The organism is Neorhizobium galegae (assembly GCF_017877135.1).
Classification (GTDB): Bacteria; Pseudomonadota; Alphaproteobacteria; order Rhizobiales; family Rhizobiaceae; genus Neorhizobium; species Neorhizobium galegae_A.
Genome location: NZ_JAGIPH010000001.1, coordinates 861,589 through 886,767, shown reverse-complemented (window position 1 = coordinate 886,767; position 25,179 = coordinate 861,589). Strand labels below are relative to the sequence as shown.

22 protein-coding genes are annotated in these 25,179 nt (G+C 59.9%); 14 read left to right on the top strand and 8 right to left on the bottom strand.

The features are described from left to right. Window positions 1–152: 152 nt before the first annotated feature. A complete protein-coding gene (locus J2858_RS04395) occupies window positions 153–974 on the top strand; it encodes a bifunctional allantoicase/(S)-ureidoglycine aminohydrolase (protein WP_210103492.1) in 822 nt (273 codons plus the stop codon). A gap of 145 nt (window positions 975–1,119) precedes the next feature. On the opposite strand, the gene J2858_RS04390 is transcribed toward J2858_RS04395, so the two are convergent. The 4 genes from J2858_RS04390 to J2858_RS24290 all read right to left on the bottom strand — a co-directional run bounded on the left by J2858_RS04390 (window position 1,120) and on the right by J2858_RS24290 (window position 7,737). After that, window positions 1,120–1,839, bottom strand: a complete 720-nt coding sequence (locus tag J2858_RS04390; RefSeq protein ID WP_210103491.1) for a hypothetical protein — start codon at window positions 1,837–1,839, stop codon at window positions 1,120–1,122. Beyond that, window positions 1,820–4,093 (bottom strand): polysaccharide biosynthesis tyrosine autokinase, encoded by a 2,274-nt coding sequence (locus tag J2858_RS04385; protein WP_432443248.1) that lies wholly within the window; start codon window positions 4,091–4,093, stop codon window positions 1,820–1,822. Before J2858_RS04385 ends, J2858_RS04390 begins: the two co-directional genes overlap by 20 nt. Window positions 4,094–5,017: 924 nt before the next feature. Further along, entirely contained in the window at window positions 5,018–6,196 is a 1,179-nt protein-coding gene (locus J2858_RS04380) for a polysaccharide biosynthesis/export family protein (protein ID WP_210103490.1), read from the bottom strand. A gap of 140 nt (window positions 6,197–6,336) precedes the next feature. Beyond that, window positions 6,337–7,737 (bottom strand): O-antigen ligase family protein, encoded by a 1,401-nt coding sequence (locus tag J2858_RS24290; RefSeq protein WP_210103489.1) that lies wholly within the window; start codon window positions 7,735–7,737, stop codon window positions 6,337–6,339. Window positions 7,738–8,087: 350 nt separating this feature from the next. On the opposite strand from J2858_RS24290, the gene J2858_RS04370 reads away from it, so the two are divergent. The 3 genes from J2858_RS04370 (at window position 8,088) to J2858_RS04360 (ending at window position 10,667) form a co-directional block, all read left to right on the top strand. Further along, complete coding sequence (locus tag J2858_RS04370; RefSeq protein WP_210103488.1) at window positions 8,088–8,684, top strand: transglutaminase-like cysteine peptidase; 597 nt, start codon at window positions 8,088–8,090, stop codon at window positions 8,682–8,684. A gap of 200 nt (window positions 8,685–8,884) precedes the next feature. After that, window positions 8,885–9,700, top strand: a complete 816-nt coding sequence (locus tag J2858_RS04365) for a DUF6030 family protein (RefSeq protein ID WP_210103487.1) — start codon at window positions 8,885–8,887, stop codon at window positions 9,698–9,700. A 199-nt stretch (window positions 9,701–9,899) separates the two neighbouring features. Beyond that, complete coding sequence (locus J2858_RS04360) at window positions 9,900–10,667, top strand: metallophosphoesterase family protein (protein ID WP_245365540.1); 768 nt, start codon at window positions 9,900–9,902, stop codon at window positions 10,665–10,667. Window positions 10,668–10,757: 90 nt separating this feature from the next. Here the strand turns inward: J2858_RS04360 and J2858_RS04355 are convergent, their stop codons facing one another. From J2858_RS04355 to J2858_RS04345, 3 genes are all read right to left on the bottom strand, one after another. Beyond that, window positions 10,758–12,062, bottom strand: coding sequence for a UDP-glucose dehydrogenase family protein (locus tag J2858_RS04355; RefSeq protein WP_210103486.1), 1,305 nt, complete (start codon window positions 12,060–12,062; stop codon window positions 10,758–10,760). Between the two features lie 129 nt (window positions 12,063–12,191). Then, window positions 12,192–13,616 (bottom strand): mannose-1-phosphate guanylyltransferase/mannose-6-phosphate isomerase, encoded by a 1,425-nt coding sequence (locus J2858_RS04350; protein WP_210103485.1) that lies wholly within the window; start codon window positions 13,614–13,616, stop codon window positions 12,192–12,194. Window positions 13,617–13,883: 267 nt separating this feature from the next. Then, the gene (locus J2858_RS04345; protein WP_245365539.1) at window positions 13,884–14,663 is read right to left on the bottom strand and encodes a sugar transferase; all 780 of its coding nucleotides are present in this window, start codon (window positions 14,661–14,663) and stop codon (window positions 13,884–13,886) included. A 396-nt stretch (window positions 14,664–15,059) separates the two neighbouring features. Between J2858_RS04345 and J2858_RS04340 the strand changes: the two genes are divergently transcribed. After that, window positions 15,060–15,590: a DUF992 domain-containing protein gene (locus tag J2858_RS04340; protein WP_210103484.1), complete on the top strand. Its 531-nt coding sequence runs from the start codon at window positions 15,060–15,062 to the stop codon at window positions 15,588–15,590. A 126-nt stretch (window positions 15,591–15,716) separates the two neighbouring features. On the opposite strand, the gene J2858_RS04335 is transcribed toward J2858_RS04340, so the two are convergent. Next, complete coding sequence (locus J2858_RS04335; protein ID WP_245365538.1) at window positions 15,717–16,616, bottom strand: methylenetetrahydrofolate reductase; 900 nt, start codon at window positions 16,614–16,616, stop codon at window positions 15,717–15,719. 358 nt (window positions 16,617–16,974) lie between these two features. Here J2858_RS04335 and J2858_RS04330 point away from each other — a divergent pair, with 358 nt between their 5' ends. The 9 genes from J2858_RS04330 to J2858_RS04290 all read left to right on the top strand — a co-directional run bounded on the left by J2858_RS04330 (window position 16,975) and on the right by J2858_RS04290 (window position 25,173). Continuing rightward, the gene (locus J2858_RS04330) at window positions 16,975–17,946 is read left to right on the top strand and encodes a VOC family protein (protein WP_210103483.1); all 972 of its coding nucleotides are present in this window, start codon (window positions 16,975–16,977) and stop codon (window positions 17,944–17,946) included. Window positions 17,947–17,950: 4 nt separating this feature from the next. Next, a complete protein-coding gene (locus J2858_RS04325; protein ID WP_210103482.1) occupies window positions 17,951–18,679 on the top strand; it encodes a PIG-L deacetylase family protein in 729 nt (242 codons plus the stop codon). Continuing rightward, the gene (locus J2858_RS04320; protein WP_210103481.1) at window positions 18,679–19,350 is read left to right on the top strand and encodes a 4-carboxy-4-hydroxy-2-oxoadipate aldolase/oxaloacetate decarboxylase; all 672 of its coding nucleotides are present in this window, start codon (window positions 18,679–18,681) and stop codon (window positions 19,348–19,350) included. The genes J2858_RS04325 and J2858_RS04320 overlap by 1 nt, the downstream gene beginning before the upstream one ends. A gap of 10 nt (window positions 19,351–19,360) precedes the next feature. Continuing rightward, window positions 19,361–20,440, top strand: coding sequence for a 4-oxalomesaconate tautomerase (locus J2858_RS04315; protein ID WP_210104136.1), 1,080 nt, complete (start codon window positions 19,361–19,363; stop codon window positions 20,438–20,440). 39 nt (window positions 20,441–20,479) lie between these two features. Continuing rightward, window positions 20,480–21,328: a formyltetrahydrofolate deformylase gene (purU, locus tag J2858_RS04310; RefSeq protein WP_210103480.1), complete on the top strand. Its 849-nt coding sequence runs from the start codon at window positions 20,480–20,482 to the stop codon at window positions 21,326–21,328. Between the two features lie 10 nt (window positions 21,329–21,338). Beyond that, window positions 21,339–22,199, top strand: a complete 861-nt coding sequence (locus J2858_RS04305) for an NAD(P)-dependent oxidoreductase (RefSeq protein ID WP_210103479.1) — start codon at window positions 21,339–21,341, stop codon at window positions 22,197–22,199. 176 nt (window positions 22,200–22,375) lie between these two features. After that, window positions 22,376–23,116, top strand: a complete 741-nt coding sequence (locus J2858_RS04300; protein WP_210103478.1) for a GntR family transcriptional regulator — start codon at window positions 22,376–22,378, stop codon at window positions 23,114–23,116. 215 nt (window positions 23,117–23,331) lie between these two features. Continuing rightward, window positions 23,332–24,744, top strand: coding sequence for a vanillate/3-O-methylgallate O-demethylase (gene ligM / locus J2858_RS04295; RefSeq protein ID WP_210103477.1), 1,413 nt, complete (start codon window positions 23,332–23,334; stop codon window positions 24,742–24,744). Between the two features lie 195 nt (window positions 24,745–24,939). Beyond that, a complete protein-coding gene (locus J2858_RS04290) occupies window positions 24,940–25,173 on the top strand; it encodes a hypothetical protein (protein WP_210103476.1) in 234 nt (77 codons plus the stop codon). Window positions 25,174–25,179 lie beyond the last annotated feature (6 nt).

Sequence of the window (25,179 nt, the reverse complement as noted above, 5' to 3'; positions counted from 1 at the left end):
TGCGGTCTGTAAACGGAAACATGGCGATCCTTCGCGGCCCGCGGGAGACCCTGCGCTTGGCCTTGTCACCGCTTGGCGATATGACTGTATCGGGCGCCGGTTCGATGTGTGCGTCCCGGTGGCAAAAGAGCATGAGTGACGGGAACAGGTTGATGGATAACAGACGATATTATGCAAACATGGGTGGCCTGCCGGGACAGACCGAGCTTTTGTCCAGCAAGGCCGTGTTCACGACGGCCTATGCCGTCATTCCCCGCCGCGTGATGACCGATATCGTCACCAGCCTCCTGCCGCACTGGACCGACAGCCGCGCCTGGATCATTGCCCGCCCGATGACCGGTTTTTCCGAGACATTCGCGCAGTATATCGTGGAAGTGGCGCCGGGCGGCGGCAGCGCCCAGCCGGAGCCCAATGCCAAGGCGCAGGCGGCCATTTTCGTTGTCGACGGTGAAATCACCATAACCCTTGACGGGACGCCGCATGCGTTGCGGGAAGGCTCCTTTGCCTATCTGCCGGCAGGCTCTGCATGGACGATCAAAAATGGCTCGCAGGCGCCGGCAAAATTCCACTGGGTGCGCAAGGCATTCCAGGCGGTTGAAGGCCTGGAACGGCCGCCGGCAATCTTTTCCCATGAGAGCGAGCATGAGATTGCCCATATGCCGGATACCAATGGCGCCTGGGGCACGACCCGCTTCATCGATCCGTCCGATATCCGCTACGACATGCATCTGAATATTGTCACATTCGAACCCGGCGGCACCATTCCCTTCATGGAAACCCATGTGATGGAGCACGGCCTCTATGTGCTGGAAGGTAAGGCCGTCTACCGCCTCAACTCCGACTGGGTGGAAGTGGAAGCCGGCGACTTCATGTGGCTTCGCGCCTTCTGCCCGCAGGCCTGCTATGCCAGTGGGCCGGGCCGCTTCCGCTACCTCCTCTACAAGGACGTCAACCGCCACGTGGATCTTTGGTAAGAGGCAATTGAAAGCCGGCGGCATGGCCGAAGACAGGATTTTCAGGGGCAGGATATCAGGAATGTCCGGCCCTTACCTGATCGGACGTGTATCGTCCCATTGTCCGGAGACGCAGCCGCCTTCTGGTACTCGACGCGACGAGGCGTTATTCGGCGGTGAAAATCTTGTCGGCACCAGAAACCTTCAAGAGAGCTTCCAGGCGTTCCGGTGAAACCAGGGGCAACTGCGTCTTCAACATGTCCGCAAGGGCCGGTGGCAGGTCGGAAAGCTGCGCAAAGGCATCGCGGGGCGGCGCATAATTGAGGATGGTCCGGATATCAGCCTCGATATGATCATGCGCCAGATCACGGACGGCGCTGGAAACGCGCTTCCACTGCGTCATACGTGCGATGAGAGAGGGCATTTCTGCCGGCGCATAGCTCTGTGAATATCCGAGAAGCATCGCCTGCTCGGTTGCCGGATGCCCGAGAAACCAGCGGGCAAATGCCAGACGGGCCCAGAAAAACCCGTTCGTCGGCTCGCATTGCAGACCCTTGACCGAGACGTCATCGATCCGCCGCAGCTTCTCGAGCCAAGCCTCGCGGTTCTCGCTCGGGGTAATCTTGTCAGCCTGCCAGGTCAAAAGATCGACAAGAGCCGTGATGCCATCGTGATTACACGACGCAACGATTGCGTCAGATCTCCTCAGAGCGTCATCAACAGCGGGGGCCAACAGGGGTTCCCCCGCATAAGCGAGCCTTCTCAGTTGCAGCAGATCCCGATATTCTGCTGCCATCGGCAAAAATCGCATCTGCGAATAGTTCACCGCCGCCAATGCCGCGAGCAAAGCCGCGGCGATGACTGGCTCACGTTTCATGATCGACATAGTAGGAGCTGTAACGCGAGCTGTAATAATCGGACGAGCCGTATTCGCGGTACAGCTTGAGCTTCTGCACGTCGACCTTGTTGAGGACAACGCCGAGCGTCCGTTCAGCAATCTGGTGTTCCGTCACCAGTGTCTGCTTGACGACCTTGCGAGAAACCGCACCCCATTCCACCACCATGATGAAGCCATCCACGCGGCCAGCGATCGAACGAGCGTCAACAACCGGTGCAAGCGGTGGCAAGTCAAGGACGACGTAATCATATTCAGCCGAAACACGGGTGAGCAGTTGGTGCATCTGGGGAGATGCCAGCAGTTCGGAGGAGTGTGTGATGCGACGCTTCACGACCACTGGAAGGAAATCGAGACCTGACGCCGCATCATGCAGCAAAAGCGAGGTGTAAGGCACGCCTTCCGTCAGAACCTGGATAAGGCCGGCCTGCGCGTGTTGACCGATCGCGCGGGTAGCGCCCGGATTGCGCAGATCGGCATCGATGAGCAGGGTGCGACCGCTCTTTGCCAGAACCTGCGCCAGATTAAGGGCGATCGTCGACTTGCCTTCACCAGGCAGGGTGGACACAACACCGACCACCTTGCTCGACTTGCTGATGTTCAGGTCGATTGCAATCTTGCAGCTACGCAGGGTTTCCGAAAAGGAAGACAGCGGAAAATTGATCGAGAAGTTCGATACACTGCTGCGGAAGTGAATGTCCTTTTCACCGGGCGCTGCGACTGCGTTATCAGTCTTTTTGGCAATCTCTGGTGTCGCTCCAAGATACTCGACACCCAGGACATCGCGAATTTGGTCGCCTGTGCGGAAGAAACGATCACGAAATTCCCGAAAGGCTGCGATGCCGCATCCGGACATCAACCCAACTACAACGGATATTGCCAAGACGATAGAAGTGCGAGGACTGCTCGGGGTGCTGGGTCCGACAGCATTTGAAATAACGCGTGCTTCCGTGACAGGGAATGACTGCTGTTGTACCGCTTCCTGATAGCGCTGAAGGAAGGTCTGGTAAAGATTCTTATAGGCCTCGGCGGAGCGCTCCAGCTCGCGCAACTGAACCTGTGTTTCGCTGGCTGCGACGCTGACGCCAGTCGCCTTGCGAACGCCTTCGGTGATATTGCGCTCACGGGAGCGGGCGACTTCCAGCTCACTTTGATAGCTTTCCGCAATCCGCTTCAACTCGTCGAACATCAGTCGGTTGTATTCCGACATTTCCTGGCGAAGACGAACGGCCTGCACATGATCCGGTCCTAGACGCTTTGAGATCTCGGATTCGAGTTTGGATGCGTTCAGAAATTTTTGGCGCAGCGTATTGATGACGGAACTGTCAAGGGCATCAGTGACGATTGCATCCGTCTGACCGCTTGCCAATATCTCCTGAATACGGTCGTAGCGTGCCTGTGCGCGCGCAGTATCTGCACGGGCAACAATCAGCGCGCTGTTCAGCTCGGTCAGTTGCTGATCCGAAACAAGTCCATTGCCTGCCGTCACCAGCCCATTAGCCGCTCTGAATTTTTGAACGGCGAGGTCGGAAGCGAGCGACTGCTGACGCAATTCTTCTATTCTATCCTGAAGCCATTCACCGGCGCGTCGGGTCGCCTGATATTTTGCATCGAGCTTATCGCTGATGTAAGACTCTGCAACAGCATTGGCGACCGCTGCGGCCATGCCGGGCGACGGCGATGTGAAGTCGATTTCAAGAACGTAGGCTCGGCCAACACGTTGGATGGCCAGCCCACCCTTAAGGCGTCCAAGAGCCGAACGGCGAAGCGCCTCTTCAGGGTCAATGAGTTCACCAGTTGCTCTTGATGTCAGGCCAATAGAGGCTAGTAAACTTCTGATACTGGAGTTGATGGTGGCGACAAATGAGCCGCCGGAAGCCATGAACTCCGGGTTATTCTGCAGCTTCAAACGATCGACCGTGGCGAGTCCAATCGTGTCGGATTTCAAAAGCTCGACCTGGCTGAGTACGGATGCCTCGTCATCTAAGACGCCGCCGATCGTTGAAAGTTGCTGGACAACCTCGCTGTTCCCCCGGTCGATGAGAACGCTGGTCGAAGCTGTATAGAGGGGCACCGCCGTGATTAGATAAGAGATTCCAATTAGCAAGGCCAAAACGATTGCCGCAGCAACAATGATCCATTGTCGTCGGGCAATCGCCAAAAGTTGGTCAATATTGATCTCATGCGCAACCGGTTCACCCTGGCCTGCATCTGGGTTGGTGACAAAGACAGGGTGTTGGTTCACCGGTTCATCCTAATCGTAGAGTCGTTGAGATATCAGCCGTTTGCGGTAGGGCTAACAGAGGTGCCCCCTCCATTGTTGTTATTGCCACTCCCCGAAGATGAATTTCCTCCGGTGGAACCGCTGAAAGTACCAGATCCGCTACTGGTTCCCGAACTGGATGCAGTTGTACCACCGCCACCACCTGTTCCAGTGGCCGTCCCCGTGCCGCCCGCCTGACCTGTTGTGCCCGGGAGTTCACCGGTTGTCCCTGGAGCAACCCCGCCATTCGCCTCACCGATGCCAACGGCCCCCGCCGTCTCGGCACCCGGCGCTGGAAGTGCGGCCGTGAAGCTTAGTGGCCGGGTACTTTCCACTCTCAATACAGCGGCTGCGAGCCTAGCGTTAGAAGTAACGCCAACCTGGATCTGCGCCGCAGCCACTTGATTTTGGCTGGCGGTCAGACTTGTTGCAGCAATATCGGCGCCAATAACCAATGCCTGTGCTTGGGTCGGGCTTGCAGCAATTGCCGCAGCCTGGAGGGCCGTCATAGCCTCAGTCAATTTTCCCTCAGCCGTTGCCGCAAGCAGAAGCGAGGCGACCAAATCGGCAAGTTGATCTTCAGGCGTATTCAGAATGCTCTGCGCATTAGCAAGAAAGGCAGCAAGCTGCTCAGACGACGCGCGGGAAGGAGCAGCCGGCGGCGGCGGCCCTGCATTCCCGGCCTCTTGCCCCGACGCGGCTGGAGTGGCGCTAGGCGTTTGAGCTGCCACCTCCCCGGCCAACAGCAATGCCAGCCCGGAAACGATGATCTGCGATTTTGTAAGCATAGTGCCCATAGGAGCGATCCTCTTCAAACGTCCAGCCTGCTGACGGTATGCGCATCAGCAAATCTGGTTGGTCGATATTGACCGAATTATGTTTTTCGGCCGAAACCGAGCTTCCTCATTACTGGTTGCGAATGGTGTCGCGGGTATTTGCCACGTTATTGACTGAAGATGTCGCCGAATTCAAGATTGTCAGGAACTTGGTCAACTCAACGGCATCAGATGTGGATACGTATAGCACATCTTTGTTCTGCATGGGGAATTTCTGCACTGAGAAGAAACCGGACGGATCCCTCAGGTTTGCACGAAATATCACGGGTACAGTGTCAGACTTGAAGCGAGAAGTGTCAACGCCGAGGCTTGCAAGAAAGTGTTTGCTTTCGTTGCGATACAGAAGAACTGCCTTCGGCTCTGCCTTGTCATCCAGAAGGCCGCCTGCTTTCGCCAGAGCATCTCCGAGCGTCAAATCGGTATCTTCAAAATCAAAACTGCCGCTTTGGCCCGTCACGCCGAAGGCGAGATAGGTTCTTTTGTCCCGCCGGACAATAATGGTGTCACCTGGCTGAACATAGATGTTTTCTGCCGAGTTTCGCGCCAATGTATTATAGGCGGCGGTTGCCTGTTTTCCCCGACGCTGAAGCGTGATCGAGGTTTCCGCTGCGGCAGCACTGAGGCCACCGGCCTCGGAGATGATGTCAAGAATACGCTCGCCAGAGGGGCTAAGGGTAATCTTTTTCGGGTTATTTACATCGCCCAGAACGGCGGCTTCCATCGAATGGCTTTCGATCACCGAGACCACCACCTGTGGCTCGATCGCCCGGTTGGCCAGGCGACTGGCAATTTCGATCTGCAGATCACTGACCGTTTTGCCGACGGCGCTCACCGATCCTGCATACGGGACCGAGATGTTGCCCTGTCGGTCGACGGTCTGGTTCGGCAACGTTATATAGTTGCCGGGACGAGCCCCTGCGTCTGCAGGGATGAACAACCCGCCAGATTGTGCTTCAAACACGGACACCTGCACGACGTCGCCCACACCCAGAACGATGTCCGGGATGCCATCACGCCTTGCGCCAAATCCCCTGCTCAAGCTACCTTCGGTCGCACCAGATATGTGGCTCAGAACTGCACTGTTGATGTCAACAAGTGCATAATCAATGCCAACCTTCTGGTCGCCGGTGCCCACCGTCACGGCGGCGCCAGAATCGACAACATGCTGATCCGGTCCGGACCGGGGCAGGGAGGTGCATCCTGCCAGCAGACCCGCTATCGCGATTGCTAAAATTCGATTTGTCATCATCCCCAATCGTCCCGCCACATCATTGAAAGGTTGTTCATACTGAATATCGGATAACCCTTGAGCGCCAGATTTTTTTATTGCGACGCACTATTTTATAGAAAACTTGAATACGGTTGTAGCAAATAAACCACAAAATTTGGTTAATTTTTTATTCTTACCATGGTGCGACGCCCATAAGCGACCGTCAGGCAAAGACCTAGAAATAAAACCCACCATGTCGAAAAGCCAGGGATCTGGATCGAGAAGTCAGTTGCTGAATGGATCAAGACAAGAATGGTGACGCAGGCTGCGGCAACAACTATAGACCGCTTTTTCCGGCGACGACGGAGTCCAGCTCCGACTGCTGTTGCTGTCAATGCAATGAAGGCGCCCGTTGTTGCAATGAAAGGCAAGCCCATGGCCAGAAGCCCATCGAGGTAGAAGTTGTGGGCCATCGGCCAATAGCCGGTCAGTCCGCATGCCGCGTCTCTGTAAGCTGGGAAGATGGCCGGAAAGGAACCGGCTCCAGCGCCAATCATCAGGTGATCTCTGATGGCTGCTAGGATACCGGGCATGACGCATAGACGGCCGTCATCCAGTCCCTGAACTTGCGCACGAAGCATTGCGCGGCCGGCAAGGAAGCTGACAACAAGAATGGCGAGAACTGCAAGAGCTGCCGCCCTAAGCAGTTGTCCTAGAGACACGCCTTTCCACGCCTTTGACATGCCGTTGGGCTGGCCGCTATCGGAAGAGAAGAGGACGCCGAAGGCGATCTGACACATCACTGCTACAGCTGTTGCAAGGACGCCTCCGCGCGACTGTGTCAGAACAACCGCTGCGAGAGTGATAAGAGTAAGGAGAAGCCAGCCGCCAGCTTCAAGCGGCGTCCAGCCATCCCGACGATAAAACAGATCACTCCCGGGAATAATGCGAACGCGCACGCCCCTGAGCTGGGAAATTATTGCAATCAGCGTTACGCCGTAAAACGTGGCCGCCGTGTTTCGGTTTACAAACGGTGCCGTCAGGGAGCCGAAATAGTATTGTTTTTCTGTCAGCATCAAAGCTTGGGGGAAAGCAATGAACTGTATGATGGCCACGGCGGCCATCAGCCCTCCGGCTAGGCAGAACACGCGCAGGGCGCGTTCAATTTCCGTGTCCCGGCGGAAGAGTATCAGGACAGTGAGGAGGGTGATGGCCGGCAGGCTGATGGGGCCGAGGGCGGCTAATGTGTCGGCCGGTGCGGGCGAAATGAATTCCGGCGAGGTCATGCCGATATCTTGGAGAACGCGCCAGGCCGCGTCGCCGGTCATGCCAGCTGGCAACGGCATTGCCTGCATGATTGTCCAGGCCACAACAAAAAGCCAAATGCACAGGATGCCGATAAAGATATTGCGCGTGGCCTGTGGAGCGCCAAGCGCAAAATAGCCAAGCATCAGCGAGATAGACATCAGCAATGTGCTGATACTTATTGCTTCCGGATAGACAGCGCCATGAGAGAGATAGACGACACAAAGCGCAGTCACAAAAAACCAGATCGCGATAAGTCGCAACCATTTGGCCACTATGCCGTCTTCACGGTCCATGGGAGAGGGTGGGGCAAGATTATGTGGGGCATGCGCGTTTTGCCGAGCAGTCAAAACCGCCTCCGTTGTTCGTGGCAGGCCAGTCCCTACTCAAGGCGGCGTCCATAAGTCTGGTAACACAACACATTACTTGTAAAAAGATGGAAACTGCGCAGAACGCTTGTTTCTGGGGACGACGCTCCATGAGGCTGTTCCCACCCGCCCACGACAAAAATGCAGGCCTTTAAAATTTGAGGGATCGACTTAAGCGCCCATCATTTTCCACCCGCTAGAACGGAGGCACAGGACGTGGCGCCAGCGGCTTCGTCCACGTGCAACGGGATCGGGCAATGAAGAATTTTATGCTTGCAGCCTTTGCTGCCGTCATGTTTGTCAGCAATGTTTCCCCCTCTTTTGCCGTGGGGCCTGCCGGTTTGGCAGCCCCCGCACCGAGGAAAAATGCGCATCTTGAATCGGCTAAGCCGACGCTTGCACCCTATGCATTTGTCACCTTCTGTGTTGCCCACGGGGAAGAATGCCAGGAGGAAACAGCATCTCGCAAGCTGGTCCTCACACCTCTCTTGATGCGGGAACTGTTCACCGTCAATCTTCAGGTTAATCGGGAGATCACACCTCAAAACGACGCGCCTGGGCACGATGATTGGAACATCGACGTGTCTCGTGGTGACTGCGAAGATTACGCGCTGACCAAGCGCAGCAGGTTGGCGAAGCTCGGATGGCCTGTTAACAAGCTGCGCATGGCCGTCGTCCTGACGCCGAACAGAGTTGGGCATGCGGTACTCGTGGTTAGCGCAGAATCAGGCGATCTTGTGCTGGACAACCGCACGAACGAGATCCGCAACTGGCGCGATACGGATTTCGTCTGGCTGAAAATCCAGTCTGACACCAATCCACTCTTCTGGAATGATCTGCAACGGACAAAATGAGCAAGCGGTCGTGGTATTCGCTTTTCAGACGCACTCGAACGGACGCCAAACGTGGTTGGCCGACCGGATGTAGAGTGCCAATTAGTAGATTCTGAAGAGGGCCGCTAGGCGGTTTGTGATGAAGGTTTGACTTGACCATCGGTGAATGCTGATACACGTGAAGAGTACCGATAGTGTCTCCGAGCGAATGACCAGTTGATATGTCTGATGGCCGTGTCCAAGAAGCTTCGGGATCTCCGCCGCGGCCGCCCAAACGGCTGGGTGTTGCGCTCTGGCTGGGTCTGGTTACCAGTGTCACGATGGCTGTTGTTCTGCTTGCCAATGACGGGCGAAACCTCAAACTGGTGATGCATCGAATCGGGATCGATTTCTGGATCCGATCGTCTGATCCCCCCGGGCAAGAGGTTCAGCAGGTCCCGCGGGCACCTTCGAGATCATGGCCCCTGGCTGTGCCCGCCGATGAAAGGCCCGACCCGATCATCGATTTTCGCCTGCCCGAACAACGGTGCCTGAGCCTTGCTGTCGCAGATCAAGACCCGCCGACGTTTTCGACTGAAAGCGGAGGTACATGGCAATGCGTAATGTTCTGGGTGATGTCACGGGAGGAAGATGCGCCCTCGGTATTCATCCAGATTCGCGGCAATGATCAGGGCGAGATCACGGCGTGGCGGGCCAAGTTCAGCAAGGGGCAGTCGGACGGTACAGTCATGGCGCATCAGAGTCTGGAGATCCTGAAGAAAGCCCTGCAGCCCCTCGGCTTGAGCGAAGAACTTTTGTCCATGCTGGAAGCGAAAATCAACGGCTGGCAGGAGTTCTATTATTACATGGGAAACCAGCGACTGAGCTTCCGCCCGGAGTTCAGTGATCCGAGGCGCTTCAATCTTCTGGCGCAACGGCGAAGATTGCCTGATTTCGTCCCAATGCCTCCCTCGGACGTCCGCCACCGGCAGGGCCAGGGCGACAGATTGCGGGGCGCAGTTGATCCGGAGAAAAGCGTAAAAGGGCCACGCCCTTGATGGCACGAGAGACGCCCTAGTCTTCGGGAGAAGTTGTGCGCCGCCCTTTGGGGACGGCTGTGCAAAAATGACATGTCCGGCTTGCCAAAGCCAAGCATAATGCTGCCAAACTGGGCAGGCAGAGAAGCCGCAAGACAGGAATGATTTTGGATCGAACAGCAGGTGGCGTTTGAATTTCGTTCGTAAAATGGTGGACTGGATGAATGGGCGCGGAGAAGCGGCACGGCCGGCCGATCTGCGTCCTCGCATTGATCTCGGGCAAAAGTCACCGGGTTACGCGATTTACGCAATTGGCGACGTGCACGGCTGCCTGAAGGAATTGCTGGAGGCGGAAGCGCGCATTGCGGCCGATATGGCGGCCAGCAACCTGCCGGGGCTTGTCGTGTTGCTCGGCGACTATGTCGACCGCGGCCCGGATTCCTCGGCGGTTTTGAGCCATCTGGCCAAGCCCAGCGCAGCCGGGCTGCGCCGGCTGGCCCTTTGCGGCAACCATGATGACATGTTCTTGAAATTCATCGAGGATCCACGTTCCGTGCTGACCTGGCTTGATTTCGGCGGACGTGAAACGCTGATGTCCTATGGCATCGATATCGAGAATCTCCAGAAGCGCGACAAGGTCGATGTGGTGGCGCTGAAGAGGCTCCTGGACGAGACCGTCCCGGCTGCACATATCGACTTTCTGCGCAATATGCCAAGTGCGCTTCGGCTTGGCGAACATCTGTTCGTGCATGCGGGCGTCAGGCCCGGTCTTCCCCTCGAGGAGCAAAGCGAGGAGGATCTGCTGTGGATCCGGGAGCCGTTTATTTCGCGCGGACCGCAGTTGCCGATGATCGTGGTGCACGGTCACACGCCCGTACAAGAGCCCGATATCGGCCCTGGCCGCATCGGCATTGATACCTGCGCCTATGCAACAGGTCGGCTGACGGTTCTCAAGCTGTTCCAAGGTGAAACAAGCCTGATCTGCTAGCTTTTTCGGGCCAGTGTCGATGTGACCCGGATCGTCCAACGTGTGAGGGCGTTGCGGCGCCGCGCTTGCAAGCGCGACGCCGCCGAAGCATCAATCGGCTTTGCCGACACCATGGTAGGTAAAACCGTGGGCTTCCACTTCCGGCGCCCGGTAGACATTGCGCAGGTCGACGAAGACCGGAGCTGCCATGGACGATTTCAGGCGGGAAAGATCAAGCGCGCGGAATTGGTTCCATTCCGTGACCAGCACGACGGCGGAGGCGCCTTCTGCGGCCTGATAGGGTCCCGAGGCAAACTCGATATTGATCAGCTGGCGGGCGTTTTCCATGCCTTCGGGATCAAAACCCGAGACGATTGCACCGGAATCCTGCAGGGTCTGGGCAATGGCAATGGCCGGACTGTCGCGCATGTCGTCCGTGTTCGGCTTGAAGGTGAGGCCGAGGAGCGCGATCTTCTTGCCGCGCACATCGCCGCCCAGCGCGGCGATGACACGCCGGCCCATGGCGCGCTTGCGATTGTCGTTGATGGCAATCGTGGTTTCGATCAGGCGAACGGGGCTGTCATGGTCCTGCGCCGTTTTGACGAGCGCCAGGGTGTCCTTCGGGAAGCAGGAGCCGCCATAGCCCGGGCCCGCATGCAGGAACTTTGCGCCGATGCGCCCATCCAGACCGATGCCGCGCGACACATCCTGCACATCGGCGCCCACCCTTTCGCAAAGATCGGCGATCTCGTTGATGAAGGTGATCTTCATGGCAAGGAAGGCGTTTGCCGCATACTTGATCAGCTCGGACGTGCGCCGGCCGGTAAAGACCAGGGGCGACTGGTTGAGATAAAGCGGGCGATAGACTTCCGTCATCACCGCGCGGGCACGATCGTCCGACAGGCCGATCACGATCCGGTCAGGACGCTTGAAGTCGTCGATGGCGGCACCTTCGCGCAGGAATTCCGGGTTGGAGACCACGGCAAAATCCGCGTCCGGATTGGTTTCGCGAATGATGCGCTCCACCTCGTCACCGGTCCCAACCGGAACGGTGGACTTGGTCACGACAACCGTAAAACCCTTGATAGACTGGGCAATTTCAGCGGCTGCCGCATAGACATAGCTCACGTCGGCATGGCCGTCGCCACGCCGCGAGGGTGTTCCAACCGCAATGAATACGACGTCGGCGGCTTCGACAGCCGGACCAAGATCGGTGGTGAAGGACAGCCGTCCCGCGGCCTTGTTGTTGCCGACGAGGAGATCAAGGCCCGGCTCATAGATCGGCATCACACCCTTGTTCAGTGCGGTGATCTTCTCCTCGGCCTTGTCGACACAGACAACCTCATGGCCGAAGTCCGCAAAACAGGCGCCCGAAACAAGGCCCACGTAACCGGAACCAACCATGACTATTCGCATATACTATTCCTCATCAAGACGGATTTTCCCAAACTGTCGCGGCCATCCCTCAGGCCGTTGTCCGACATTCAGGTTCGATAGCAAGTGATTGCCGATGCAGTCTTCGTTCACGATTACCAGACTTATCGTTTAGCGTCCGAATTCATCCTCGATCCGCACAATGTCATCCTCGCCAAGATAGGAGCCGCTCTGGACCTCTACCATTTCGAGGAGGATCTTGCCGGGATTGTGGAGCCGGTGCAGCTCTCCTTGCGGTATATAGATGGATTCGTTTTCGCGCAAAAGCTTGACCTCGCTGCCCACGGTCACTTCGGCGACGCCCTTAACGCACACCCAATGTTCTGCCCGATGATGATGACGTTGCAGCGACAGTTTCTTGCCCGGCAAGACGAACAGGCGCTTCACCTGAAAGCGGTCGCCCTGGAGCAGGGACGTATAGCCCCCCCAGGGACGGTAGGATGTCGGATGGGTTTCCGTCAAGCTGCTGGTTGCCGCGGCGGCCGCCAGATGCTTGACCAGCTTGCCGACCTCCTGGCTGTCTTCCAGACGGCCGACATAAACCGCATCTTCGCTGGCAATGATGGCAACATCTTTCAGGCCCTGGACCGCGAGATGGCTGGAGCGCGAGATCACCAGCGAATTTTCCGTGTTGATCACCGTCGCATTGCCGAGCACCACATTGCCGCCTTCGTCCTTCTCGCCAAGCTTCCAGACAGCGTCCCAGCTTCCAAGATCCGACCATTCAAAGCTTGACGGCACGACGGCCGCATTGGTGGTTTTTTCCATGACGGCATAGTCGATGGAGATGTCCGGGCTTGCGGCAAAGCTTTTCGGATCGAGGCGGATAAAATCCAGGTCGCGATGCGCCTTCTCGACAGCGGCGAGCGCCTGCTCCAGAACGCCGGGCGCAAATTCCTGCAACTCGCCCAGGAGAAGATCGACACGGCACATGAAGATGCCGGAATTCCAGTAGAAACCGCCGGCGGCAAGCATCTGCTCGGCCTTATCCAGGGGCGGCTTTTCCACGAAACGCTTGACGGCACGGGCACCCGTTTCCAGAGGTTCCCCAGCCTCGATATAGCCGTATCCGGTGGCAGGCTCCGTCGGCGTAATACCGAAGGTGACGACCTTGCCGGAGAGGGCCGTGCGATGTGCCAAGCGAATGGCTTCCAGGTAGGCCTCGCCCGCGTCGATCTCGTGGTCGGAGGCCAGCAGTTGCAGGACGGCTTCCGTGCCGAACCGTTCGCCGAGAAACGCGCAGGCTGCGGCAATGGCGGGCGCCGTATTGCGCGCCACCGGCTCCAAGAGGATGCCGGACAGGTCAAGCCCCACTTCACGCGCTTGTTCGGCGACCAGAAAACGAAAATCCTGATTGGTGATGACCACCGGTGCTTCGTAGATCGTGCGGTCGGCCACACGCTCCAGCGTCAGCTGGAAAAGCGTACGCTCCCCGGTCACCTTGATGAACTGCTTCGGAGCGCTGGAGCGCGACAGGGGCCACAGCCGCGTGCCCTTTCCGCCAGCCATGATGACGGGAATGATTTTCTGGCTCATTTAAGTCTCCGGCCATGCGAGGGGAAAGTTGACCCGGCCGGACGGCCAGATCGCGGGAGGCGGCAAAATTGGCCTATCGGGGTAGACACTGCAAGCCCTAGTCGCCGCCTTGAAATTGGAAATTGACGCCAGCGCCCGGCGCTTGTGCGCACGCGCGGCCCCGCCTGGAGGCGACAATATCGTTTGCGTGCGCGATATCGATCCCCAACCATCATGTCGGGGGGATTTGCACCATCAGCGTGGGACATGGCCGACGCCTTGTGCGCTTCAGAAACCTTGGCCGCCGGTCAATTCCGAGCGCATGGTGCCGATAATGATCTTGAGGTCGAGCCACATGGAAAAATTTTCGACGTAATAAAGGTCGCAGGCAATGCGGGCTCGCGCCTTGGAGGGGCGATCGGTCGGACCCCGCAGGCCGCGCATCTGTGCAAGGCCTGTGATGCCGGGCTTCATGAGATGGCGGCGATGATATTCGCGCACCAGTTCCTCATAGGGCATACCGGCCGCCAGCATGCCGATGGCATGGCAACGAGGGCCCACAAGCGACATTTCGCCCTTCAGCACGTTCAGCAATTGCGGGAGCTCGTCAATGTTCGTGCGCCGAATAATCCGCCCGATCCGCGTGACGCGCGGATCGTCTTTTACCGTTTGAGCAATGCCGGTCGGGTCGCCGCGATCGGTATACATGGAGCGAAACTTGTACACGCGGATCGGCTTGCAGCCCTGACCCCAGCGCTTCTGGGTAAAGAGGACCGGCCCCTTGCTCTCAATGCGAATAATCAGCGCTACCAAGAGCAGCAGCGGAGCCAAGACAATGAGGGCCGCCAGAGACGCTGAAATATCCAGCCCTCTTTTCATAGCCAAATGAAGCGCCCGATTGGCGGGCGACCTGCTTTCGAAGCGACCTTCGAAGGCCGTATCCCCCGGCAGAGACCAGAGCGAAGGCACGTGATCAAAGCCCACAAGAGCATCGTCCTTGTGCATATCAGTCGCCGCCACTGAAACACCCCACTCAATATTGAAAAGGAAATAAACTTCGGATTTCAATACTTCATATTCCGGATCCTATTCAGTGTCACCAATTAATTTAAGGTCTCGTAAAACATGTTTTCCAGCAAGAGGATATGTGTGGCAAATTCGGTACAGCGATTTACATGGGATGTGCGGTGCAGCGAAATAAAAGCCGGGGGCGGGAAGGTTGCAACGAATCTTGAGTTTCACCCAGGATCTGCGCAAGGATCAGGCAGGGGGCGGTGAAGCGTAATGTGCTGTGCCAACGGGCGGTGCGGGAGAAAGCCGCGGGCTGGCGGATGAAGAGACAGGGCCGGCCCTCTTTTTGCCACGGGGCTGGATCAATCGTGGACCCTATGCGTTGAAGGACCGATGCCGTCGGAGGTTCATGAACCATCCGGGGGCCAAGAACAAAGGAATTGGAGTACAGGGATGAAAAATACTGTTGCCGTAGCATTGGCTGCCGTCACCATCATGCAGGGGGCAGGAGCCGCGTTCGCTGCTGACGCCATCCGCTACCGCGATCGCGCGCCGGAGTATAGCGAAGGCGAGCGCGGTGGCGTTCGGATCGGTTATCTCGATTGCGCCATCGAAGGCGGTGTCGGTTATGTGCTCGGCTCTGCCAAGGCCGCGACGTGCTCGTTTACCTCGACGATGGGCGGAGAGCCGGTCGAGCAGTATACCGGCACGATCCGCAAAATGGGCGTCGATCTCGGCTTCACCACCAAGAGCCGCCTGATCTGGGCCGTGTTCGCGCCGACGGCCGGCTATCATCCCGGCTCGCTTGCCGGCCTTTACCAGGGGATCACCGCGGAAGCGACCATCGTCGCTGGCGTCGGCGCCAATGTTCTGGTCGGTGGCACGTCCGGCTCGATCCACCTGCAAACAGTGAGCGTGACCGGCCAGCTCGGCCTGAACGTCGCTGCAACCGGCACTTCGGTGACGCTGACCCCGGCCTCCTGAGCGGGGACGCGCAGCAACCTCACTTTATATAATAAGAGATATAAACGGCAGGCAGAGCATGGCCTGCCGTTTTTCGTATCCGCTGCCTGCTGCGTGTCGCTTGAAGCAGTTTGAAGAGGCCGCTCTTCAGCTCCGGCTTTCCCGCCTACACCAGTTGGCCGCTTGTTCGATGCCGCCGAGCGGAAACATGTGGATGCGCTCGATCAGGCTCTGAGGGTTGTCCCGCTTGTAGCGGTCGAGGGCGGCTACCAGGTCGGTCGGCTCGTAGGGCACGAGCAGGCGGGTGACGTCCAGCGCGCGTTTCTGCAGGATTTTCAGCGAAGGCCCGACGCCACAGGAGATCGCATATTTGATCAGCGTCTGGATCTTGGCGGGTCCTGCGATCCCGACATGGATCGGCAGCGTCACGCCAAGCGCTGCAATGCGTTCAGCCCATGCGATCACGCTTGCCGCATCGAAGGCAAATTGCGTGGTGATCGCGATGCGCGCATCGGTGCGCTCGCCATAGGCCTGCTTGGCAAGCAGGGCTGCATCGATGCCGGCGGTCGAGCCGTCGCTGTCGATGTCGCGATTGCCCTCCGGATGCCCGGCCACATGCAGGTCGGTAAACCCCATCGCGTCGAAGAGACTGGTTTCGATCAGGTCGAGCGAACTGGTCAGGTTGCCCCGTGGGCTGGAATTGCCGCCGGCCAGAAGCAGGGCCTGGCGGACATCGGCCTCGTGGCGATAGCGCAGGAGGAGGTCTTCCAATTCCGCCCGGTTCGACAGCGAGCGGGCCGGGATGTGCGGCATCACCGGAAAGCCTTCGCGGTTCAGCCTCCGGGCGGTTGCCACCATGTCCTCTGCCGGCGTGCCATCGATATGCGCGATGTAGATGCGGGTGCCGTGCGGCAGAAGCGCGCGAAAATCGGCGATCTTGGCGGCCGTGCGCGGCATGACCTCGATCGACCAGTGATCCAGGAGCTGCGGCGCCCGGCTCTGCCCCTCCGACCCGGCACCGTCCTGCTGGTTGATGTGCATATCCATCCTCATCCTCCATGGCTCCCGGACAAAATGTATACATGAAATTCGAAGGTGGTAAATCCGGATCTCGTGCCATTGCCTAAAATGGCCGATCCTGCGGTCCATTTCGACGTTCGCACGTAGTTCTCTGCTGCCGATGAGGAAAGTGATGTATTCATGACTTGCGGTCTCTGCCGGCTTCTGTCAGTCTCAGCCTTGGAGGAAGGGTGCTGAGGCATCCGTTTTCGAAAGGTCGGCTCCCCGAAAAGGGTGTGCCGCTGTGCATGCATAGTGTCTTGGGAGGGACGTTTATGAATGCGTTTGGGAGGCGCTGTGCGCCGCTGCGTATCGTGAGGCGAGAGGCCGCCTGCGGGGTTTTCCCATGAGCGAGCCTTGTTTCGATGTCGCGCATCTGGGTCATGTCGAGCTTTATAGCGATCGTTTCGAGGAAAGCCTCGCCTTTTTCACCCAGGTCTATGGCCTGACGGCGACATTTTCGGATGAAGACACCGCCTATCTCAGGGCCTTCGACGATTACGAGTTTCACACGCTGAAGCTTACCCGCCACCACACCACCGGCATCGGTCATGTCGCCTATCGCACGACGTCCAGGGAAGCACTCGATCGGCGCGTCAAGGTGATCGAGGCCATGGGGTGCGGTATCGGCTGGGTCGAGGGCGACGAGGGCCATGGCCGCGCCTACCGGTTCCGCGATCCGGACAACCATATCTTCGAGCTTTACTGGGATACGCGCGTCTATGAGGCGCCGCCTGCCGAAAAACCGGCGCTGAAGAATATCGCCCAGCGTTATCACGGCCGCGGCGCCTCGCCGCGCCGGCTCGATCACCTCAACCTCCTGGCAAGCGATGTCCGCCAGATCCGGGATTTCATGGTGGAGGCGCTCGGCAGCCGGGTGACGGAGCAGATCCTTCTCGACAATGGCCGGTTGGGCGGCTGCTGGTTCACCGTCAACAACAAGACCTATGACATTGCCTATTCGGAAGACCATACCGGCGCGACCGGCCGCTTCCACCACGTCACCTATGCCGTCGACCAGCGCGAGGACATTTTGCGCGCCGCAGACATCTTTCTGGAAAACGGCGTCCACATCGAAACCGGGCCGCACAAGCACGCCATCCAGGGCACCTTCTTTCTCTATGTCTGGGAGCCCGCCGGCAACCGGGTCGAACTGGCCAATGCCGGGGCGCGCCTCATCCTGCGGCCGGACTGGCCGACCGTCACCTGGACGGAGACCGAGCGCAAGAAGGGGCAGGCCTGGGGCCTGAAGACCATCGAAACCTTTCATACGCACGGGACGCCGCCCGTTGCGCCTGTTCAGAAAGCCAAGGAGTAGATCCATGACGAAAACCGCTTTGGTCATCAGTGCCCATTCGGCCGATTTCGTCTGGCGCTGCGGCGGCGCGATCGCGCTGCATGCGCAGAAAGGCTATGCCGTCACCGTCGTCTGCCTGTCCTATGGCGAACGCGGCGAAAGCGCGAAACTCTGGAAGCTGCCGGATATGGACCTGCAAAAGGTGAAGGCCGCGCGTCGCACCGAGGCTGAAAATGCCGCCCGGGCGCTCGATGTCCACGACATCCAGTTCTTCGATCTCGGCGATTATCCGCTGGTCGTGGATCGGGACGCGCGCGACCGGCTGGTGGACGTGATCCGCGCCGTAGAGCCGGACTTCATGCTCTCCCACTCGAAATGGGACCCCTACAATACCGACCACATGTATGCGACGCAGGTGGCGCTGGAAGCCCGCATGATTGCGCAGGCCTGGGGCCACAAGCCGGGCGAAAAGGTGCTGGGCGCACCGCAACTCTATCTGTTTGAACCGCATCAGACCGAGCAGATGGAATGGAAGCCCGACGTCTTCCTCGATATTTCGCCGGTCTGGGAGAAGAAATGGGCGGCCATCCAGTGCATGGAGGGGCAGGAACACCTCTGGCATTATTATAAGAACGTCGCGGAAAACCGCGCCAACCATTTCATGCGCAATTCCGGCGGTCAGTCGGGCGGGCGCAAGGCAAGCCATGCGGAAGGCTTCCAGTCGGTCTTTCCGCGCACGGTGGACGAACTCTGATGGCCGTCGTCGTCCAGAATATTTTCCGCGCCGATCCCGCGGTCATCGAAAGGCTTGCCGGTGCCGGCGTGGCCACGGTGCATGAGGCGCAAGGGCGAACCGGCTTGCTGCAAAGCCATCTGCGGCCCATCCAGCAGGGTGCCCGCATTGCCGGCAGCGCGGTTACGATTTCCGCGCCGCCCGGCGATAACTGGATGCTGCATGTGGCCATTGAGCAGGTGCGGCCGGGCGACATTCTCGTGCTGTCGCCGACCAGTCCCTGCGAGGACGGCTATTTCGGCGATCTGCTGGCCACCTCCGCGCAGGCCCGCGGCTGCCGGGGTCTTGTCATCGAAGCCGGCGTGCGTGATGTGGCGGATCTGCGCGCCATGGGTTTTTACGTCTGGTCAAAGGCTGTCTTTGCGCAAGGTACGGTGAAGGAGACGCTGGGATCGGTCAATGTGCCGATCGTCTGTGGCGGCGCGCGGATCGAGGCAGGCGATGTGATCGTCGCCGATGATGACGGGATCTGTGTCGTCCCCTCGGCAAAGGCGGCCGAGGTGGCCGACAAGGCGGACGCCCGCATTGCGCTCGAAGAGGCCAAGCGGGTGCGCCTTGCCGCCGGCGAACTCGGCCTCGACATCTATGACATGCGTGAGCGGCTGGCGGAGAAGGGGCTCAAATATGTCTGAGCCCGCAGGCATGCCACCGGTCGCTGCAACCGAGAGGGCAGGGGCACCGGCAGGCGGCGTGCGCTGCCTCTGGATGCGCGGCGGAACCTCCAAGGGCGGTTATTTTCTGGCCGAAGACCTTCCGGCAGACCGCGACGGTTTTCTGCTGCGGGCCTTTGGCTCTCCCGATCCGCGCCAGATCGACGGCATGGGCGGCGCCGATCCGCTCACTTCCAAGGTCGCGGTCGTCAGGCGCTCGCAGCGGCCGGATGCGGATGTCGACTATCTGTTCCTGCAGGTCTTCGTCGATCAGCCGATCGTCAGCGACGGCCAGAACTGCGGCAATATTTTAGCGGGTGTCGGGCCGTTTGCGATCGAGCGCGGACTGGTGGCGGCCGAGGAGGGGGAAACCCCGGTGCGGATCTTCATGGAAAACACCGGCCAGATTGCCATTGCGCGTGTCCCCACGCCGGGTGGTCGCGTCACCTATCGCGGCGAGGCGCGCATCGATGGCGTGCCGGGTACCGCTGCTGCCATTCCCATCACCTTTGCCGATACGGCCGGCTCCAGCTGCGGCGCCCTTCTGCCCACCGGCCACGCGGTGGATGTGATCGAGGGCATTGCCTGCACGCTGATCGACAACGGCATGCCCTGCGTGGTCATGAACGCCGCCGATCTCGGTCTGTCGGGCGCGGAAACCCCCGATGCTCTGGAAGTGGATGCGGGCCTGCGGGCACGGCTCGAGGCGATCCGCCTGAAGGCCGGGCCGCTGATGAACCTCGGGGATGTGGCCAGAAAATCGGTGCCGAAGATGACGATGGTCTCTGCCGCGAAAAACGGCGGGGCGATTTCGACGCGCACCTTCATCCCGCATCGCTGCCATGATGCCATCGGCGTGCTCGGAGCCGTCAGTGTCGCGACGGCCTGCCTTCTGCCCGACGGTCCGGCCCAGGCGCTCGCCCATCTGCCCGAAGGGGAGGCAAAGCTCATCTCGGTGGAGCATCCAACCGGTGAGATGAGTGTGCTGGTGACGCTTGAAAACGGCCTGGTGCGGGATGCGGCCGTGCTGCGCACGGCGCGAAAACTGTTCGACGGGTGGATTTTTGCATGAGGCACGGCGGCAAACGCCGGCTGTGCGACGGGGAGATCAATGAGCGCCTATATCCTGACCTTGCGCTGCGATAACCGCAGCGGCATCGTGGCCGCCGTGGCGGCAAGGCTTGCCAGCCATGGCGGCGATATCACAGAAGCGCATCAGTTCGATGATCCGGAAACCGGGCTGTTCTTCATGCGGGTAGCGTTCCGGCTGGAGGCGGGGCCGGATGTGGTGCGCTCAGCCTTGGCCGAAGAGATCGAGCGCTTTGGCCTGGAGATCACGCTGCGACCGGCCGGGCAGAAGCGCAAGGTGCTGCTGCTCGTCTCGAAATTCGATCATTGCCTCGGCGACCTGCTCTACCGGGCGCGCATCGGGGAACTGCCGCTGGAGCCGGTCGCCATTGTCGGCAATCATCCGCGCGAGGCGCTGAACCTGACGCTGATCGGCGCCATTCCCTATCACCATCTGCCGGTCACGCGGGACAACAAGCCACAGCAGGAGGCCGCCATCCGCGATCTGGTGGAGGAAACCGGGGCGGAGCTTGTGGTTCTCGCGCGCTACATGCAGATCCTGTCGGACGAGTTTTCCACCTGGCTTGCCGGCCGCTGCATCAATATCCACCACAGTTTCCTGCCGGGTTTCAAGGGCGCAAAACCTTATCATCAGGCGCATGCGCGCGGGGTGAAGATGATCGGCGCCACGGCCCATTATGTCACCGGCGATCTCGATGAAGGGCCGATCATCTGCCAGGATGTCGAGCCCGTCAGCCATGCCGACACGCCGGACGACCTCGTGCGCAAGGGCCGCGACATCGAGCGGCGCGTGCTGGCCCGCGCCGTCACCTTCCATCTGGAGGATCGCGTGCTGATCAACCGGCACAAGACGGTGGTATTTGCGAAATAGGAGGAGGGCCATGCGGATCGGATTTCTCGGCTATGGCGAGGCGGCCTGCGCCTTTCACGAGGGCCTTGCGCGTCCGGGCCTTGCCGTTTGCGCCCATGACCGGCTGCTTTGTGGCGAGGCGGGGGACGCCATGCGCGCCACCATGCGCCGGCAGGGCGCAGAGATTGCCGAAACCGTGGCGGAGCTCGCCTCCTGCGACTGGATCTTCAGCGCGGTGACGGCCGACCAGAGTTTTGCCGCCGTTGAGGCGCTTGCGCCTGCCTTGCGCCAGGGGCAGGTGGTGATCGACATCAATTCGGTATCGCCGGAGCGCAAGCAGCAGACGGCAGCGCTGGTGATGGCAAAGAGCGCCGAGTATCTCGACATGGCGGTGATGGCGCCCGTCTACCCCAAGAAGCATGCAACGCCGGTGCTGATTGCCGGGCCGATGGCCGCCGCCCTTCTGGAGCCGCTCACGGCGCTCGGCTTTTCGGTCGAGATTGCCGGCGAGGCCGTCGGGGCTGCCACCGCCATCAAGATGGTGCGCTCGCTGTTCGTCAAGGGGCTGGAGGCAATCACCGTCGAGGCGCTTCTGGCTGCCGAGGCGTCGGGCTGTTGCGAGGCGGTCTACGCCTCGCTGTCCGCTTCCTTTCCCGGTCTCGGCTGGCCGGAATTTGCCCACTACCAGCTGGAACGCACGCTGCGCCACGGACATCGTCGCGCTGCCGAAATGGAGGAAAGTGCAGCGACCCTGTTTCAACTTCACCTCGCAGGCGGTCTCGCCAAGGCGATTGCCGACGTGCAGCGGCAGATGGGAGAGTGCGGGCCGCAGCAGCAGGGGGAGGATCTTCGCGCCACGCTGAAGGCGGTGCTCGCTCGTCGCGGTGTCTAGGCGGCAGCGCCCGTGGCGGGTTCGTCCGTGTATACATCCTTGCCCGCAGCAGTCGCTACGGCTGCCACGAAGCGCGGCATCATGCGCACGGCGTCGTCTGGTTGTCTTTGCATTTTTACCCGTGGTATGAATACAGGCGGCAGCGTCTGCAGGGCGCTGCGTCGGGGGCAAGAGACATGGGCACGAAACAGGTGGAAGCGGCAACGCATGGCCGGCGCGCGGTGATCGAGCTGCGCGAGCGCATCCTGAGCGGCGAGATTGCCGGTGGCACGCGCCTGTTTGAAGTGCCGCTTGCCGAGCTTCTGGAAATCTCCCGCACGCCGGTGCGCGAGGCGCTGTCTCGGCTGGCCGAAGAAGGACTGCTCGACCGGTTGCCGAGCGGCGGCTTCATCGTGCGCCGTTTTGGCCTTGCCGACGTGGTGGATTCCATTGAGGTGCGCGGCGTCATCGAAGGCATGGCGGCGCGCCTTGCGGCCGAACGGGGCGTGGCGCCCCACCTGCTCGCCGAAATCAAGGAGACGCTGGCCCAACTGGATGCCTGTTTCGGCGAGCGGATCGACGATGTGAACTTCGACGCCTATGCCGATCTCAATGCGGTTTTTCACCGCCAGATGGCCTCTCTCGCCGGCAGCGACGTCATCCGCCGCGAGGTGGAGCGGGCAAGCGCGCTGCCCTTTGCCTCGCCATCGGCCTTTCTGCCCAACCGCTCGGACATCGCGGCCTTCCGCCGTTCGCTGCGCACCGCGCAGGAGCAGCACCGCGCGCTGATCCGTGCCGTCGAGCAGCGCGAAGGTGCGCGCGCCGATGCCATTGCCCGCGAGCATGCCCGCACCGCCCGCAACAATCTGGAATACATCCTCCATGAAGATCCCTCGCTGTTCGACAAGGTGAAGGTGCTGGCGCTCGTCCAGAACTGAGGCGTGCCGGCGCCCGCTTTCCGCCTGTCCCCGGATCTTCGCTTTACCGCAGATTTTCTTCAAAACCGTCCGCGTGCCCTGATCTGGCCCCGGCGGGAAGGGCGCCGGTGCGCGCCGGCAAAACTTGCTTCTCCCTGAAGTTTGGGCTTGCAAATTTCCGGCAGGCGTCGTTCTGTGTATACATAGACGTCGTGGCAATGGGAGGAGACCCTGATATGACATCGAGCTTGAGCACTGTGCTGGCGGGTTCGCGCAATGCAGTAGACCTGCTGCGCAATTCAAGAACCGGCATGTATGTATACCCGGTGGTGACGCCGGAATTTTCCAACTGGCGCAGCGAGCAGGCTGCCTGGCGCAATTCCGCCGTGCTGTTTGATCAGTCGCACCACATGGACGAGCTGATCGTCGAAGGGCCGGATGCGGAGAAGTTTCTGAGCTATCACGGCATCAATGCCTTTTCGAATTTCGGCCTCAACCGTGCCAAGCATTTCGTGCCGGTCACCCCGAACGGCCATGTCATCGGCGACCACATCATCTTTCGCGAGCGCGAGGACAAGTTCATCCTCGTCGGTCGCGCGCCGACATCCAACTGGCTGATGTTCTGCGCCGCCTACGGGCAATGGAACGTGCGCATCAAGCACGATCCGCGTTCGCCGTCGCGCCCGGAGGGTGAGCGGGTTCTGCGCACCCATTACCGCTACCAGATCCAGGGCCCGGATGCGCCGAAGATCTTCGAGAAGATGAATGGCGGCCCGGTCCAGGAGATCAAGTTCTTCCATGTCGACTGGATCAATGTCGGCTCCAAGAAGGTGCAGGCGCTGCGCCATGGCATGTCCGGCGCGCCGGGTCTCGAAATCTGGGGGCCTTACGAGGATAAGGCCTATATCCTGTCCTGCATTCTGGAGGCGGCCAAGGATGCCGGCGTCGATCTCGTGCGCTGCGGCAGCCGCGCCTATTCCACCAACACGCTGGAAAGCGGCTGGATCCCGTCGCCGCTGCCGGGCATCTATACCGGCGACGGCATGCTGGCCGCCTATCGCGACTGGCTGGGCGCCGACAGCTATGAGGCCATGGGCTCGATTGGCGGCAGCTTCGTCTCCGACAATATCGAGGACTATTACGTCAACCCGTTCGAGCTTGGCTACGACTTCTACATCGGCTGGAAGAAGGACGACTTCATCGGCAAGGCCGCGCTGGAAAAGATGAAGGGCGCCAACAACCGCAAGAAGGTGACCTTCGAGTGGAACGCCGAAGACGTGGTGGAGGTGATTGCCTCGGCTTTCCGGCCGGGCGAGGACCACTACAAGTGGATCGATTTCCCGCAGCCAAACTACGCTTCTTCCAGCGCAGATCTCATCCTGCGCGACGGCAAGCGAGTGGGTATGTCGATGTTCAACGGCTATTCCTACAACGAGCGCTGCATGCTCTCGCTCGGCGTGGTCGATGCCGATGTGAAGGAAGGCGAAATCCTGACGCTCGTCTGGGGCGAACCCGATGGCGGCACCGCAAAAACCTCGACCGAGCCGCACAAGCAGGCGCAGATCCGCGTGCGCGTTTCGCCCACGCCTTACGCCGCGCAGGCCCGCGAAAGCTATGCCGACAGCTGGCGCACCAAGCGCGCCATCTGATCGGCAGCCGAACCGCATCGACAGACGGCGCCCACGCGGCGCCGTTTTCGCGTTTCGGACCCTTCTGCCTTGCTGGGCATCGCACCCTGCCGGTCACACTGCCCGGCCATCCGCTTGCCGAGAAGTGACCGTCCCCCATTGACAGGCGCTTTGTTCCTCCCGATAGGGTCAGGCCGACATGACAGGAGTGGATCAATGACCGAACCGTCCGTAGCAGACGCCACGAACCGCATTTATGAATCGCTCCAGGCGGACAATGCCGATATCGACACCCACATCGCCGTTCTCAAGGCAGCGCTCGCGCGGGAAGGGTTGAAAGAAGCAACGTTTGATCCGGCACGGCTGGTCCAGAACAACCGGTCCGGGCGCAAGCGGATGCAGGCCTATTTTCGTCAGCGCGGCGTCACGGTGACATTTTCCGATCCGTAATGCCTT